The organism is Paenalcaligenes hominis (assembly GCF_041359055.1).
In the GTDB taxonomy this organism is placed as follows: Bacteria; Pseudomonadota; Gammaproteobacteria; order Burkholderiales; family Burkholderiaceae_B; genus Paenalcaligenes; species Paenalcaligenes hominis_A.
Genome location: NZ_JBGJKZ010000003.1, coordinates 446,884 through 462,306, shown reverse-complemented (window position 1 = coordinate 462,306; position 15,423 = coordinate 446,884). Strand labels below are relative to the sequence as shown.

The 15,423-nt window shown below is 46.1% G+C and carries 14 protein-coding genes; 8 read left to right on the top strand and 6 right to left on the bottom strand.

Annotation, left to right across the window (positions count from 1 at the left end):
- The first annotated feature begins 34 nt into the window (after nt 1-34).
- From ACBP46_RS09380 to ACBP46_RS09370, 3 genes are all read left to right on the top strand, one after another.
- Entirely contained in the window at nt 35-1,132 is a 1,098-nt protein-coding gene (locus ACBP46_RS09380; protein ID WP_371016468.1) for an ABC transporter substrate-binding protein, read from the top strand.
- A gap of 73 nt (nt 1,133-1,205) precedes the next feature.
- A complete protein-coding gene (locus ACBP46_RS09375) occupies nt 1,206-2,972 on the top strand; it encodes an ABC transporter permease (RefSeq protein ID WP_371016467.1) in 1,767 nt (588 codons plus the stop codon).
- Nucleotides 2,969-4,042 (top strand): ABC transporter ATP-binding protein, encoded by a 1,074-nt coding sequence (locus ACBP46_RS09370; RefSeq protein WP_371016466.1) that lies wholly within the window; start codon nt 2,969-2,971, stop codon nt 4,040-4,042. The genes ACBP46_RS09375 and ACBP46_RS09370 overlap by 4 nt, the downstream gene beginning before the upstream one ends.
- A 61-nt stretch (nt 4,043-4,103) precedes the next feature.
- On the opposite strand, the gene ACBP46_RS09365 is transcribed toward ACBP46_RS09370, so the two are convergent.
- Together ACBP46_RS09365 and msrAB are read right to left on the bottom strand one after the other, a co-directional pair.
- Nucleotides 4,104-4,877 carry a 3-oxoacyl-ACP reductase gene (locus tag ACBP46_RS09365; protein WP_371016465.1) on the bottom strand — a complete coding sequence of 258 codons (774 nt, stop codon included), beginning with the start codon at nt 4,875-4,877 and terminating at the stop codon, nt 4,104-4,106.
- A gap of 21 nt (nt 4,878-4,898) precedes the next feature.
- Entirely contained in the window at nt 4,899-6,416 is a 1,518-nt protein-coding gene (gene msrAB, locus ACBP46_RS09360; RefSeq protein WP_371016464.1) for a bifunctional peptide-methionine (S)-S-oxide reductase MsrA/peptide-methionine (R)-S-oxide reductase MsrB, read from the bottom strand.
- 293 nt (nt 6,417-6,709) lie between these two features.
- Here msrAB and ACBP46_RS09355 point away from each other — a divergent pair, with 293 nt between their 5' ends.
- Nucleotides 6,710-6,952 carry a hypothetical protein gene (locus ACBP46_RS09355; protein ID WP_371016463.1) on the top strand — a complete coding sequence of 81 codons (243 nt, stop codon included), beginning with the start codon at nt 6,710-6,712 and terminating at the stop codon, nt 6,950-6,952.
- Between the two features lie 6 nt (nt 6,953-6,958).
- On the opposite strand, the gene ACBP46_RS09350 is transcribed toward ACBP46_RS09355, so the two are convergent.
- Complete coding sequence (locus ACBP46_RS09350) at nt 6,959-7,468, bottom strand: FecR domain-containing protein (protein WP_371016462.1); 510 nt, start codon at nt 7,466-7,468, stop codon at nt 6,959-6,961.
- Between the two features lie 964 nt (nt 7,469-8,432).
- Between ACBP46_RS09350 and ACBP46_RS09345 the strand changes: the two genes are divergently transcribed.
- The 3 genes from ACBP46_RS09345 to rlmF are packed head-to-tail and all read left to right on the top strand — an operon-like array spanning nt 8,433 to nt 11,503.
- Nucleotides 8,433-10,217: a GGDEF/EAL domain-containing response regulator gene (locus ACBP46_RS09345; protein WP_371016461.1), complete on the top strand. Its 1,785-nt coding sequence runs from the start codon at nt 8,433-8,435 to the stop codon at nt 10,215-10,217.
- Between the two features lie 3 nt (nt 10,218-10,220).
- Nucleotides 10,221-10,613, top strand: a complete 393-nt coding sequence (locus ACBP46_RS09340; RefSeq protein WP_371016460.1) for a YchJ family protein — start codon at nt 10,221-10,223, stop codon at nt 10,611-10,613.
- A gap of 14 nt (nt 10,614-10,627) precedes the next feature.
- Nucleotides 10,628-11,503 (top strand): 23S rRNA (adenine(1618)-N(6))-methyltransferase RlmF, encoded by an 876-nt coding sequence (gene rlmF / locus ACBP46_RS09335; RefSeq protein ID WP_371016459.1) that lies wholly within the window; start codon nt 10,628-10,630, stop codon nt 11,501-11,503.
- A 50-nt stretch (nt 11,504-11,553) separates the two neighbouring features.
- Here rlmF and ACBP46_RS09330 read toward each other — a convergent pair whose 3' ends face one another.
- Entirely contained in the window at nt 11,554-11,904 is a 351-nt protein-coding gene (locus tag ACBP46_RS09330; RefSeq protein WP_371016458.1) for a DMT family protein, read from the bottom strand.
- 218 nt (nt 11,905-12,122) lie between these two features.
- On the opposite strand from ACBP46_RS09330, the gene ACBP46_RS09325 reads away from it, so the two are divergent.
- Complete coding sequence (locus tag ACBP46_RS09325; protein WP_371016457.1) at nt 12,123-13,277, top strand: MFS transporter; 1,155 nt, start codon at nt 12,123-12,125, stop codon at nt 13,275-13,277.
- A 419-nt stretch (nt 13,278-13,696) separates the two neighbouring features.
- On the opposite strand, the gene ACBP46_RS09320 is transcribed toward ACBP46_RS09325, so the two are convergent.
- On the bottom strand, nt 13,697-14,422 hold the full coding sequence (locus ACBP46_RS09320; protein ID WP_371016456.1) for an endonuclease: 726 nt from the start codon (nt 14,420-14,422) through the stop codon (nt 13,697-13,699).
- A gap of 44 nt (nt 14,423-14,466) precedes the next feature.
- Nucleotides 14,467-15,405, bottom strand: coding sequence for a bile acid:sodium symporter family protein (locus ACBP46_RS09315; protein WP_371016455.1), 939 nt, complete (start codon nt 15,403-15,405; stop codon nt 14,467-14,469).
- Nucleotides 15,406-15,423 lie beyond the last annotated feature (18 nt).

Here is a 15,423-nt window from a genome sequence, read left to right as displayed (position 1 = left end):
GTAACAATTACCATAATAACTATTGGAGACATAAATGAAAAACGTGCTAACTTTTAGCTCATTAAGCTTGGCTGTAGCCAGTGTATTTGCTGCTTCCACCGCTTTAGCAGTCACTCCCGACTCTTACCCAGAAAGTTACAAAGAGCTCACCGCTGCCGCGGAAAAGCAAGGCAAAGTGATTGTGTATTCCACTACCGATACCAAAGCGGCGGACCCACTGCTCAAAGCTTTTGAGCAGCAGTACCCAAGCATCAAGGTGGAATACCACGATATGAACAGCACCGAACTGTACAACCGCTTTATCAGTGAGCAAGCCTCGGGTGCGAACAGTGCAGATATTGTATGGAGCTCGGCCATGGACTCGGCCATGCAGTTGGCTACCCAATACTCGGCCGAATACACCTCGCCTGAAACGCCGTCCTTGCCAGACTGGGCCTCATGGAATAGTCGCGCTTATGGCACCACCTTTGAGCCCACTGCTTTTATTTACAATACACGCTTAATCAAAGCGGAAGAGGTACCGACTTCTCATGAGGGCCTAGCTAAGCTTGTCTCTGAGGATACGGATCGTTTCCGTAACAAAGTCACTACCTACGACATTGAAAAATCTGCCGTCGGCTACATGCTGGCAGCACAAGACAGCATTCATAATAAAAATTACTTAGATTTTATTAAAGGCGTCGGCTCAGCCAACTTGGTGTTGCAGTCTTCCACTGGCACCATGATGGAGCGCGTGTCTTCCGGTGAAAACTTAATCGGCTATAACATTCTCGGCTCGTATGCCGAAACCCGTGCTCGCACCGACACTTCTATTGGTGTGGCCTACCCCGAGGACTACACGCTAGTGCTGTCACGCATTGCATTTATTAGCGAGCGTGCGCACAACCCCCAAGCCGCCCGCGTGTTTCTTGACTTTATGCTTTCCAACACCGGTCAAAACGTATTAGCCAACCAGTCTGACTTGGCGTCTATACGTGCTGATGTCGAAGGTGACAACGATTTGGATGGCATGGAGAAAAAACTCGGCAAAGCCATCACCCCTATCCCCGTTAGCGATAGCTTACTCAAATTCCTCGAGCCCAAAGAGCGCCTCGAGTTCATCAAAAACTGGCGCGCTGCCGCAAACAAATAAGCCCTTAACGCTTTACGTATTAACGGAAACCATCCCAGCCCCGTGTTGGGTTGGTTTTCTTTAGGAGCTTTTCATGCGCACCCTGCAACACACTTGGCAACGTATGCCACGCTTTGTGGTGGTTTTGCTGACGGCTTTGGCTATTTTTTTGCCACTTAGCCTCATTATTTATCAAAGTTTTTTAGATCAACCTTTTTTCGCACCCAACAAATCGTTTGGTTTGGATGCGTTTCGGTTTATTTTTGACGACCCCGATTTTTATAAAGCCCTGCGTAGTGGCTTTTATATGGCATTTGGGTTGGCCATTATTTCTATTCCCTTAGGGGGGGTATTAGCGTTTTTAATTACCCGCACCGATTTACCCGGGCGGCGCTGGCTCGAACCGCTGATTTTAGTACCCATTTTTGTTTCGCCTATGGTGTTAGGCTTTGGTTATATAGTGGCCGCTGGCCCAGTGGGTTTTTTCTCGGTTTGGACCCAAGAGCTCATCGGCTCTGTACCATGGAACGTATACTCTTTCACCAGTATTGTGATTATTGCGGGGCTAACCCACGTACCTCATGCGTATTTGTATATTTCTGCTGCATTACGCAGTATGGGCTCCGATGTAGAAGAAGCCGCCCGTGTAGCTGGCGCTAACCCATGGCAAGTGATGCGCACAGTCAGTCTGCCTATGGTGCGCCCTGCCATCTTATACGCTGCTGTTTTGCTCTTTTTTCTTGGATTGGAAGTGTTTGGCTTGGTGCTAGTACTTGGCGACCCCGAAGGCAACTTGGTGTTAGCCACTTATTTATACAAACTAACAAATAAGCTGGGCATCCCTTCCTACCACCTCATGGCAGCAGTCGCCATGGTATTAATTGCTATGACCATTCCGCTCGTCATGCTACAGCGTCGTCTTATGCACAATGCGAACCGCTTTGTCACGCTTAAAGGCAAAGCCACCCAAGCCCGTGTTTTGCCTCTGGGTCGTTGGCGTTGGGTCGCAGCCTTAGTGGTGGGTATCTGGCTTTTCCTCGCTATTATTTTGCCCCTATCTGGTATTGTGTTGCGCGCCTTTGTTTCCAACTGGGGTTTTGGTGTGTCGCTGTTTGATGTGTTGTCTGTCAACGCATTTACTCAGGTTTTTTCACAGACCAACTTAATGCGTGCCATTTTAAACTCTGTGTTAATTGGCGTATTTGGGGGCGCATTGGCCGTAGCTGCTTACACCTTTATTGGTTTGGCTATGCACCGCAAACCAGACAACGTGACGCGGTTTTTGGATTACAGCGTGCTCGTTCCGCGCGCCGTCCCCGGTTTATTAGCTGGCTTGGCTTTCCTATGGGTATTTTTATTTGTACCGATGTGGTTAGAGGGTGCTTTAACCAAAGGCTGGCTGTCATTTCTGCCCTTTAAAGATACGCTTAAAGCGGTTTTTATTGATCCAATCCGTACATTACGCAGCACTATTTTTAGTGTGTGGTTAGCCTATAGCGTGGTGTGGATGGCGTATGGTTTACGCTTGATTTCCTCCACCTTGCTCCAGGTCGGCCCCGAGCTCGAAGAAGCCGCCCGTAGTGCGGGTGCCAAACCGTCTCAGGTCACCCGTCATATCACCATTCCTTTAGCACGCTTTGGTCTAATTAGCTCGTGGCTTTTGATGTTCTTAATCTTTGAGCGCGAATACTCCACTGGGGTGTATTTGTTAACTCCAGGAACAGAAACCATTGGATCAATGCTGGTGTCATTATGGGCCACCGGTGCGATTGATATTGTGGCTGCTCTTTCCTTTATTAATATTGTTTTAGTTGTTATAGGCTTAGCCATAGCATTACGCTTTGGAGTGAAATTACGATGAGTGAATTAATAGTTAATAACATCCATCTTGCCTACGGGGACAACCTCGTTTTAAAAGGGGTATCGCTCAGCATAGCTAAAGGCGAAGTGGTGTCACTCCTAGGCGCATCAGGCAGTGGTAAAACCACCTTGCTACGCGCCGTTGCCGGTCTAGAGCAACCCCATACAGGTAGCATTCAAATCTCGAATAACACCGTGTATGACAGTGAGCAAAAACTAGAGGTTGCCGCCGAACAGCGTAATTTGGGCTTGGTGTTTCAATCGTATGCTTTATGGCCCCATAAGACCGTTTTTGATAATGTGGCCTACCCCTTACAACTACGCAAGGAAAGCAAAAGCGACATCAAAAACAAAGTCGATGCGGTGTTAGCGCAGTTGGGCCTAGATGGCTTACAAAACCGCTACCCCAATCAACTGTCAGGGGGGCAGCAGCAACGGGTTGCTATCGCCCGGGCTTTAGTCTACAACCCTCCTGTTATGCTGTTAGACGAGCCACTATCTAACCTAGACGCCAAACTACGTGAAGAAGCTCGCTCGTTTTTACGTGAACTGATTCTAGAACTCAACATTTCCGCTCTATTGGTTACGCACGATCAACACGAGGCCATGGCAATCTCAGATCGTATTTTGCTGCTAAACCAAGGCGCTATCGAGCAACAAGGCACACCCGAAGCCATTTATAGTCGGCCGGAAACGCTTTACACAGCAGAGTTTATGGGTAGCAACAACCGCTTGCAAGCCGAGGTAGTCAGCACTGAAGGCCATCAGGTGGAGCTGAATTTTCACGGCCATCGACTTTGGGGCACGACTCAACAAACCCTCTCCCCAAAAAGTGCCGTACAAGCCATCTGCAGAGTAGAACAGGCCATTGTGCACACAAATGCTGTACCCAATAGTCTAGAACTAACTCTTAGTACCAGTATGTATTTAGGCGACAAGTGGGAATACGTGTTTCGCTATGCGGATGGTGATGCGCCATCTCAATTACGGGCGTTTGGTGCTAAACCACTCAGCAGCGGGCGTTATTTTGTTGAACTTCCTAGCGATCAACTTTGGGTATACGCCTCATAAAAAATCCTCTGCTAGTCACTAATAGGTGCTGGGCAGAGGGCATCGTATGGAAAAAATGGGGTTAGCCTTTTACTAGGCCCCCATCTACGATTAAGTTTTGGCCTGTTACAGCACTAGACCAAGGGCTTGCAAACAGCAGTGCCGCCTGCGCAAACTCGTGCGGAGTGGTCACTCGACGCAAGGGGGTACTGGCCGCAATCAAGTCAAAAACGGCTTCAGGGGTAGCAGCAGAGGCGTCGGTAGTGCGCAACAAACCACCTGAAATCATATTTACATTGATGCCATATTCCCCTAGCTCATGCGCCAACGTCCGGGTGAGCGCTAATAATGCGGCTTTGGCTGCGGTGTAATCGTGATAAGGCACTACTGGGTTTTGAAAAAGGTTGGTGCCAATATTAATCACTCGCCCAAAACCAGCCGCTTTCATGGCTGGCAATGCGGCTTGAACGGTATGCAAAGCCCCACCCACAATGCCATGCAGTTGTTGGTGCATATCCTGCCACGTCAAGGTATGGGCATGGGGACGCGCGTCACCATTGAATTGAAATGCAGGTAAGGCATTGTTCACAATAGTGGTGCACGGCGCGTGAAAATGCGCCTGCGCCGCGGTCAACATAGCATGCACCTGATCCACATCGGTCACATCGGCTTGGTAAGCAAACGCCTGTGTGGGATAGGAAGCAGCCAAGGCTTGGGCCGCTTCGACACTTTGAAAGTAGTTCACAATAACGCGCGCACCCTGCTCAAGAAAAGCGCGCGATAGCTCGGCTCCTAGACCTCTGGCTCCGCCTGTAATTAAAACCACTTGCTGCTCTAAAGCGATAGCAGTAGACATAATGCTCCTTAATGTTGGTTTTTATTGGATTAGATCCAACCACGGCGCATAACCCTGCTCTGCCATTTGGGCAGCGGGAATAAAGCGCAAGCTGGCACCATTAATACAATAACGCAGACCACCTCGATCTTTGGGTCCATCTGGAAACACATGACCTAAGTGCGAATCAGCCAGCGCACTACGCACCTCTACACGACGCATGTTGTAGCTAAGGTCCTCGTGTTCGGTAACAGCGTCTGGACGAATAGGCTTAACAAAGCTAGGCCAACCACAACCCGAATCGTATTTGTCTGTGGAGCTAAATAACGGCTCACCACTGACACGGTCCACATACAGGCCCGGCTCGAACAAGGCGTCGTACTCGTGACTAAAAGCACGCTCGGTACCGCTTTGCTGTGTGACTTGGTATTCCAAGGAACTAAGTTGCTGACGCAACTGAGTCGCCGAAGGTTTAGTAAAATGTTTTGGATCAAACACTGGCGTAACAGGTGCGGGCGCGTCTAGCGGCTCGTCGGCTAAGTTTAAATCTACGTGGCAATACCCATTGGGATTTTTGCTTAGATAGTCTTGGTGATAGTCTTCGGCCTCATAAAAATGCGTAAGAGGCATATTTTCAACTACTACAGGCTGGCTGTACTCGGTTTGCAGTTGAGCCAAAGCCGCTTGTGCTACGGCCTGATCCGCTGGGTCGGTGCTGTAAATACCGGTACGGTATTGGGTACCGCGGTCATTGCCCTGCTTGTTTAGGCTAGTCGGGTCAATAATGCGGAAAAAATACCACAAGATGTCGTGCAAGCTAATCACACTTGGGTCATAAACCACTTTAACGGTCTCAGCATGGCCTGTATTGCGATAAATCACATCCTCGTAGCGTGGATTGGCGGTGGTACCGTTGGCATAGCCCGACACCGCATCTAGCACCCCATCAATGCGTTCAAAGTAGGCTTCTACCCCCCAAAAACAACCGCCTGCCAAATAAATGCTTTTACTTTGGGCTGTGTTAGCAGGCTGAATGTTGGCTTGCGTTGCGGTAGCGCGAGCAGCTTTCAAATCGGCTTGAGGATTAAGCGCCAGCTGTTGGGCCTGGGCATGAGTAATAGCGCCTTTCACTACGCGCTGCAATCTGCCGTCGGCACTGAACACAGCCCAGCTGGGGTAACCGCGCACCCCTAGCTGCTGTACCAGCTTGCCTTGGGTGTCCATCAGCACAGGGAGCTGCTGATACGGTAAGCCTTTAAACCATTCTTCAAAATCAGCTCGGTTTTTTTCACCTAGCTGCCCAGGCGACACCACCGTTACCAAATTGGCATTCAAATCGGCCTGTTTCACCCAGCTTTCGGTCATTTCCAGTTCGGATAAACAAAGCGGACACCAGCTGGCCCAGAGTTTGACCAACGTTGGCTTGTTAGGGTCTAACACAACTGTTTCGGCTCCTACGTGAGGAAGTTGCTGTAGTTCGGGGTAAAGAGCGTCTGTCGATGTTTGAGCTAGTACAGAGGATGAGATAGACATAAAGCACCACGCTAAAAAAGCACTCATTATTTTGATGCACATGAGTGAAAAATATGAAACACGCCGCATAGGGATAGTCCTACAAAATTTGCTTGGCATTTATTTAGTTTATGGCATACAGCGTACGTCTTGTAAATAGCAGCTCTAGTCGTTTTAGGTGCCACACCCCGTACCGTGTCAAATACGTACGTCATACACAAAAGCAACCACACCATTGATTGACCATAATTAAGTGCAGTTCACGGTAATTAACGCGTGGCTTGGTCTGAATTTCCTATAGAATGAAATCATTAATCATTCTCATGCAAGGAGACAAAGGCATGCGTTCATTATTCGGAATTTTGGATCACATTATTGATCAAGCCCCTGATGCACAACAGGCCACTGCTACTCTTAATGACTTAAATGCTATTGTTCGTATAGCTGAAAAAATGGATATGGAAATTGATAGCGACCAAGCCATTTGTATTCAACAATCAGGGCTCGAGTGGTTAAAGCATTATTCCCAAGGTGCGAACTGGGATCAGTGCCGCGAAAAAGCCCAACTGACTTTAGATAATTAATTATTTTTAGTGTGATTCGGACCACATAAAATGTTGGCCTGCTTGAAGACTGTGTTGTTCAGGCCACCAGCGCCCCACCAGTAGCTGCACGGTACCCGTTAAGACTTGAATCTCTACGTGCTTTGGGTTGTGTGTTGCTACCAGCTGTGCCCCATAGGTTTGCACACGAACAGGCCCCATCCTAAGCTGAAACTGTTGCTGCTGATCGGTATCAATGTCTAGATGTGCTACTCCATCAACCAGTTCTGCTGTGCGTCTGCGGTCAAAAAAGCGCACCTGCACTAGCCCGTCTTTATTAAGTTGTAAGCTGCTGCCATCGGGTAAGTGGTGCAATGAGGGCGTAGGTGCCGCATTGTATGCCGTCTGAAAATACGGCTGGCTACTTTGATAACTATAAAAGCCTAGGACTGCAATAAAACTGATACCAGCAACCACTAACAGCCAATGTAACCAGGCCCAGCGCTTTGCAGCCATATTAAAGCGAAAGCGCGACCACCACAATGAAGACTCAAACATAATTAATTCACCTATTTGCTGCTATTTCATTTTGTGCACACACCACAAACTGCTAGCTTTTTGGTCTAAAAAAATGAAACTGAATACGACAAAATTTAGGCTCTGAACTGTGGTTGAGCTGGGCAGCGCAGCCGTTATTTATCAACCTATGTCAATTTTGTTTAACTCTGCCTACTCATCATTGCCCCTGATTGCTTTAGGGGTAAAATAATCAACAACATTAATAATTAAATAGTAGCTAATCCAGCAAAAAACAAATCAACAATTTTATTATTTACTAATATAAATCTCTAAATCCGGCTCTAACACCTTGTTGGATTTATTTTATTAGGCTCGAGTGAACTATGCATAACCGGCAACCAGCTTGCGCTTTAATTTGCAACCACTGCAATTGGAAAAAATACATTCCTAGTAATCGTGACAGCAATGCCACTAGAGCTCATTATCGACAATGTCCTGAGTGCGCCACTGAAAGTATTCGGACGGTGTTAGGCTTGAATTTGCCTCATTTGCTTTGGCGTCTAAAACAAGAAAAATAACCACACATAAAGTACAAATTTTATCTGTTCATTACCTTTTATCTCTACTTTTCTTCAACTGCCCCTATACTAATAGATACAGTTTTATCTATTAAATCCCCTTTACTGCTGCCAATGGCTTTGTATAAGTAGAATTCAGGCTTTAAATCTAGAGAAATACTCGTAATAATGTTAAATAGGAAACAAAAAGAAAAAATTAATTTCTTTTTACATTGTACGAATTCGCGACTCCCCTAAGCTAACCAGGTCGATTCGCGCAAAAACGAGGCGCTTATGTCACCCGAGTCGAGCCTAACGCTATTGTCTACGCCAACAACAAGTCTGCCTCTGTATTCTGACTCCTCTGTTTTGGTCGTGGTTAAGCCTTATCCTAGGCTGAATCTCTGTGCCCCTATTCACCCTATCTTGCAGAGGGAGACTAAGCCATGATGTATTCAGGGGTATTTTGCGAGGCCGACATCTTGGTAATAGATGACAACGCTATCAACGTGGAAGTTGTGCTGCATCTACTCGAAGACGTGGGTTATCTGAACGTTGAGGGCATAACGAATCCGCTCCTAGTCGAACAACGGGTTCGCAAGCAACGCCCTGATCTTATTTTGCTGGACTTACGTATGCCTACCGTTAGTGGGCTAGACCTACTGTACCGCCTCAAAAAAGAACATAATGAGCTATTGCCTCCGGTGATTATTCTCAGCGAACTATCCGATGAAGCCACATGTATTCAGGCCTTGAGCCTAGGGGCTCAAGACTTTTTAAGCAAGCCGTTTAATCACATCGAAGTCATTCAGCGCATTCATAACACCTTACACTTGCAGCGCCTCATAAAAGAAAGCACACAAAAAAATATCGAGCTTGAAACCGTGGCCCAAGCCCGTACACACGAACTTATTCAACTTTCGCGCCAAGACCCCGTTACCGCTTTGCCCAACCGAGTTGTTATTCTGGAAACACTAGACCAGCTTTTGCAACGCTCCTTGTCCACCTTTACTTTTTTTATTGCTCTAGAGGGGCTGGAAGAACTAGCCAGTTTGCATGGCTATGAAATTGCTGACGAGGCGTGCCGCTTATTAGCCAACAATATTCAACTTGCAGGGGAGCCTTTTATTCAATTATTGGGGGTCTGGTCCTCGAACCAGTGGGTGGTGTTGATTATGGGCGACGAAGAAAGATTAAATACGGCGCAACTGGCTCAACACCTGCTCGAGGTCATCCATACACCGTTGTACTTAAAACAACTTAAACTGCATGTGCGAGCCAAAATAGGGATTAACGGTGCGGTTGTACATAGCACCCCCAAACGACTGATCCGTCAGGCCGCTTTAGCCGTACCGCACCAAACAGGCGGCTGGCAAATTTACAGTAAAACCATCGAAAACAACCTCTTGCGTAAAGTACAGCTACGCGATGCTTTGCACCAAGCCATAGAACGCAATGAGCTTTATCTGCTCTATCAGCCCCAAATTCACCTACAAAGCAAAAAAATTATTGGCGTAGAAGCCCTTCTGCGTTGGGAGCATCCCTCGTTAGGGCGCGTTATGCCCTCCGAGTTCATCCCAGCAGCTGAAAGCAGTGGCGATATTATTTCTATAGGAAAATGGGTCATTCAAGAAGCCATTAGTGCTCTAAGCCAGTGGCGTGAACAAGGTCACGTGGCTCATGACTTCACCATAGCGGTAAACGTATCCAGTATGCAATTAGCTCAAGCCGATTTTGCGCACTGGTTAATAAAAACCCTGCAGCAATCTAGTTTGCCTGCTAGCGCCATAGAACTAGAAATCACTGAATCTGACTTGATGCAGAACATGGAAACGGCTCTTATACAGTTGAACCGTCTTAATGCAGCGGGCTTTAGGGTCGCCATTGATGATTTTGGTACTGGCTATTCTTCTTTGGCTTATCTAAAATCGCTACCTGCACATATTATTAAAATTGATCGAGCCTTTATTTCTGAGTTGCACCGCAATATTCAAGACCAACGCATCACAGGAACCATTATTGATATGGCTCGTCATTTGCGCTTTACTACCATTGCTGAAGGGGTAGATAAGCCCGAGCAATTGCAACTTTTACTGGAAATGGGTTGTGATATGGTACAAGGGTTTCTTTTTGCCCCACCTCTGCCCCAATTGGCCTTACTCAAAATGATCCAAGAGCAGCCTAAAGGCATGATGATTTTTCCTGCTGTTAGTTCTTCCATAGAGAAATAAACCATGAGCCTCCTGTGCCCTTGTCAAAGCACTTTGTCGTACAACCACTGCTGCGCACGTTGGCACTCAGGTACGTTGTACCTGCAAGCCCCCAATGCCGAGTTACTAATGCGTTCACGTTACAGCGCGTTTGTTTTAGATAAACTGGACTATTTATTAGCAACTTGGCACCCAAGCACTAGACCACCCTCTCTTGAAGCCAATCCGCCTAATTTGAAATGGTTAGGCCTAGAAATCCGTTCTCATCGCATTCTTGACGAGCAAAACCAACAAGTTGAGTTTGTGGCTCGCCATCGTTTAGCTGGTCGTGCTACGCGTCTACACGAAATAAGCCATTTTATTCATGAAAATGGGCAATGGTTTTATGTAGACGGCGAGTTTATTGAAAGTCGTTAACCCTCACCCTATTTATGTCGTTATTTCACCCACGTAACCGCCACACCGGGCGCTATGATTTTGATCAGCTTTATGCCGCCTGCCCAGAGCTTAAACGCTATACTCGGCTTAATCCAGCCGGACGCTACACCATTGATTTTGCCGACCCCGTTGCAGTTAAGTTACTGAATCGTGCCCTTTTACATACCGACTACGGGGTGGCTTTTTGGGATATTCCTGATGGTTATTTATGCCCCCCTATTCCTGGACGGGCAGATTATATTCACGGCATTGCAGACTTATTAAGCCAAGGTGAGGACGACGCCATCCCTACAGGCTCCTCGGTGCGCTTGTTAGATATTGGAGTCGGTGCCAATTTAATTTATCCTCTTATTGGTCAGGCTGAATACCACTGGTCGTTTGTTGGTGCGGATATTGATCGTACAGCACTCAATGCAGCGCAATGTCTTATCGAAGCGAACCGGTTACAAAAAAAGATTCAGCTACGTCTACAACCCAACCCAGAACATCTATTTGAATCCGTAATTCAGCCCAAAGACTATTTTGCTGCTACGCTTTGCAACCCTCCATTTTTTCATTCAGCCGAGCAAGCCCAGTTACAAAACCAACGCAAGTGGAAAAATCTAGGCAAAAAAAATGAACAACGTAACTTTGGGGGGCAAGGTAACGAGCTGTGGTGCCCGGGTGGTGAAGCCGCTTTTATTGGACGTATGATTCAAGAAAGTACAGCTTTTGCCAATCAAGTCGGCTGGTTTACCACTTTGGTGTCTAGGGAAAATAACTTAGATGCTATATATAAACAGCTAAAAGCCGTGCGTGTTAAGCAAGTACGCACCGTAGAAATGGCCCAAGGACAAAAGAAAAGCCGTTTTGTGGCGTGGCGTTATTAAGCCAACCATTCATTAAGGCGAGTAGAGGGTGGCTTACTCGCCTTTTATTTTTAAGAAAAAGGCCCTTTAAAAATAAAAAACGCCCCTAAAAAAATAAAAAAGAACCCCACTACATAGTTCAATGTAAAGCTTTCTTTTAAGTACCAGACAGAGAAAAAAGCAAACACGACCAGAGTGATAATTTCTTGGATGGTTTTTAATTCGGCTGCGCTGTAGACCGCATGCCCAATACGATTGGCTGGTACCGCTAAGCAATATTCAAATAAAGCGACGCCCCAGCTAATTAAAATCACTTTGCCAAGCGCACTTTGGGGAAATTTCAAATGCCCATACCACGCTATGGTCATAAATACATTTGAACAAAGCAACAATAAAATGGGGCTAATTTTCTGTATCCACATAGTTAATCCAAACGCTTAGGTTTTTATTTCATCTTACTTGCTGAGCCTAAAACCCCAAATGTGGTATTGATGGCACGCTAAAAGACTAGTATTAGTGTTTACCATGATAAAATGCTTTTTTAGTTCTAAGCGGCCCGTTTTCCATGCACACCCCCTCTTTACACTCCAGACTGGTTTCACATATACAATCTAATTCGTACCTTTGGGTTTGTTTTGCCATGATTGTAGGGGTAATGGGCACTGCTTTAGCCAGCCCTTTGTATCCGCTGTACCAACAGGCTTGGCAGCTAAGCACTGGTGCTATCACTATTTTATACGTAGTGTATATGGCATCTGCGCTTAGTAGCCTTTTATTTTTAGGCCGTATCAGCGATCAACGTGGTTTTATTATTGTGCTGCGTGGTGGCCTAATCCTTGTTACCACCGGCATTGTGCTTTCCACTCTGGCGTGGAACTACTGGTCTTTTATGGTTAGCCGTATTGCAATTGGCTTGGCCTCTAGCCTAATTGTGACCTCTGCGTCTATTGGTCTAACAAAGTTAAATCGCTCTAAAGACTTGCAGCGTGCTGCCGCTACTTCTAGTTTATTAATTGCGTTTGGATTTGGTTTAGGCCCTGTTATTGGCGGGCTAATTGCCCAATGGGCACCCTACCCTTTACGCAGTAGCTATATTCCCTCTGTTTTAATGGGTTTAATGGCTGTATACGCCTTGTTTATTCTACCTAACCAAGCCCCCACTATAGCAACAGATGCTCCTCGTAAAGCCTTCTGGCGTCCTAGTTTATACATACCAGCCGGTGCACAGCGACTGCCTTTTTTACTTGGCTCACTGAACGCGTTCACGGCGTTTGCTATGTTTAGCTTATTTGCCTCGTTAGCGCCTAGCTTTATGGACAGTATGGTGCCTTGGCATGGGCCAGCTGTCAGTGGCCTTTCCATTGGGGTTATTCTTTTTCTGTCCTCCGGTTTTCAGTTACTAGTGCGCCAATGGCCCTTAAAGCGCAATCTGGTCATTGGTCTTAGCAGCTTTTTTATTAGCAATATTTTGTTGGCGCTAAATACTCAGCATGCTTCGCCTTGGCTATTCATTTCTTGTTTGTTGTTGTTAGCTTTAGGTCATGGCCTGTGTTTAATTGGCGGCATGAGCATTGTTAACCGTGTCGCTTTGCCCGAGCACCGCGCTGCAACCACATCCAGCTATTTAATCATTGCTTATTTCGGTGCCATTATTCCTATTTTGGGCATGGGGTACTTAGCAGATCAGTTCAGCATGACCACTGCTCTGCTTAGCTTCTGCTTTAGCCTAAGTAGTTTTTCCGCTGTGCTATTGTTTTTCACAATACGTAAAGTGCATATTCCTCCGCAATTATGACAGAGGTGTTAATTTCTATACAAAGAACCTCGATTGCGCCATTAATGCGGTTTTGCGCCATATCTCCACAACTTATTAACAAGGTTATCCACAGCTTTTGGGGATAACTTTGTCATGCTCAGTGTATGTTTTTTCTAACCCACATCTTGACAAACTCATAAATTAAAAAAAATTGGTTTTACTAAAAAAAACATACACCCTACTAGAAAAACCAATAAAACCTTTAAAAATCAATAGCTTGCAAGATATAACAAAACAGCATAAGCAGAACGAGCCCCCATTTTCTTGCCGTGATGCCAACCAGTAAAAGCCTTTATTAATGCGGCTTCTACGCGCAGTGCCACATAATTATCCACCTCTTGCGAAAAAGATATCCACTTTTTTTGGTTGACTTTTTTAAAGCATTAAATTTTTATTTTTTAACGACAAACACGGTCAATTAAGTCGGGTTGTGACACAAAAGGATTTGTATTTCCTTGTATGGTTGCAACACGTTGATTACGAATTTGCTCCCAACGATCCACCGGATAAGCTTTAGCCCAAACGCAATACAAACGACGTTCTTGAGCGCTTAAATTAAGTCGGTATTCATTAACCATGTAAAAGGTGATGCGAGCAATTTTGCCACGCACATTTTCAGGGGGCTGCACACGGCGCGCTTTAAAATCGACCAACATGCCGCATTGACCATACATGCGTGGTTTGGTTTGAGTCCATACGCTAAATCTAAAGTTGCCGCGATCGTTGTTGACCTCGCCGATAGCAGGCACTAGGTTGTGCATATCGCCTTCGGCCTTGGCATAGACGGCGTCGTTTTTAGAGCAGTTCGCACGCCCCCCGTTTTGCCAACATTGCCGCTGATGACCAATTGCCCATGCAGGCACTACGTGCTCCCACTCGACGCGCCCCGCCCGTCGTGGATCTTTACGGATTTGATAGCCACATGAGTTTAAATCGACAGTTTTGTCTGTATAAGAGCAGCCACAGTAGAATGTTTGATTTAAGCCATTAAACACCTGGGGCAGTAAGGTTTTGGCACGATTAAAATTACGATGGCCTACTTCATTTTTGCGAGTGACAAGATCTGTCGCCAGACTAGGACCAACTAAACAGAAAAATAAAAAGACGGTTACTAAGCGTTTCATAGCGCCTAGTTTAACCGTCTTTATGGACGTAGGTAAAAATTTACCTAGGACTCGTCTTTTTTCCCGGCCCAATACGTAGCTAATAGGGGGCCTGAAATATTATGCCAGAAGCTAAATATGGCGCTAGGCACTGCTGTAACTGGGCTAGCGGCAAAATGCAAACCGGCTAACGCTACCCCTAGACCTGAGTTTTGCATGCCCACTTCGATGGAAACCGCTTTACGGTCTGCATAGCTAAGATCAAACACACGCGCAGCGGCATACCCTAACAAAAAGCCCAAACCATTATGAAGAATGACCACCGCAAAAATTAATAAGCCAGATTCGATGATATTGGTTTTGCTGACGGCCACTACAGCAGCCACAATCAACACAATAGATACCACAGATACTAATGGCATCACCTCACTATAGTTTTCGGCTTTGGAGCCCAAAATCATACGGGTGATCAAACCCAACACAATGGGAAACAGCACCATTTTTAATACCGAGATTAGCATTGCTGATGCATTAATTTCTAACCACTGGCTGGCGAGTAAATAAAAAATAGCAGGTGTTAGCACGGGGGCTAAAACGGTAGACACTGCAGTACAGCTAACAGACAAAGCCGTGTTACCACGTGCTAAAAAAGTCATGACGTTCGATGCTGTGCCACCAGGACAACACCCTACCAAAATAACCCCTACCGCAATCTCGGGAGGTAAATTAAATAATTTAGCCAAGCCATAAGCCAACAAAGGCATGATGGCAAACTGAGCAATGGTACCAATAAATACGGCTTTAGGATGTTTAAGCACCCCTTTAAAATCGTTAACGGTCATGGTCACACCCATACCGAACATGACAATACCTAGCAGCCAAGGAATGTATTTAGCGATTGGCGTATATACACTGGGGCTCATAAAAGCCAAGGCCGCCAAAAGCAACACCCAAAACGCAAAGGTTTTTTGCACAAAGCGACTAATACGAATTAGAAAAAGCATAATTAACCCAAAAAAATA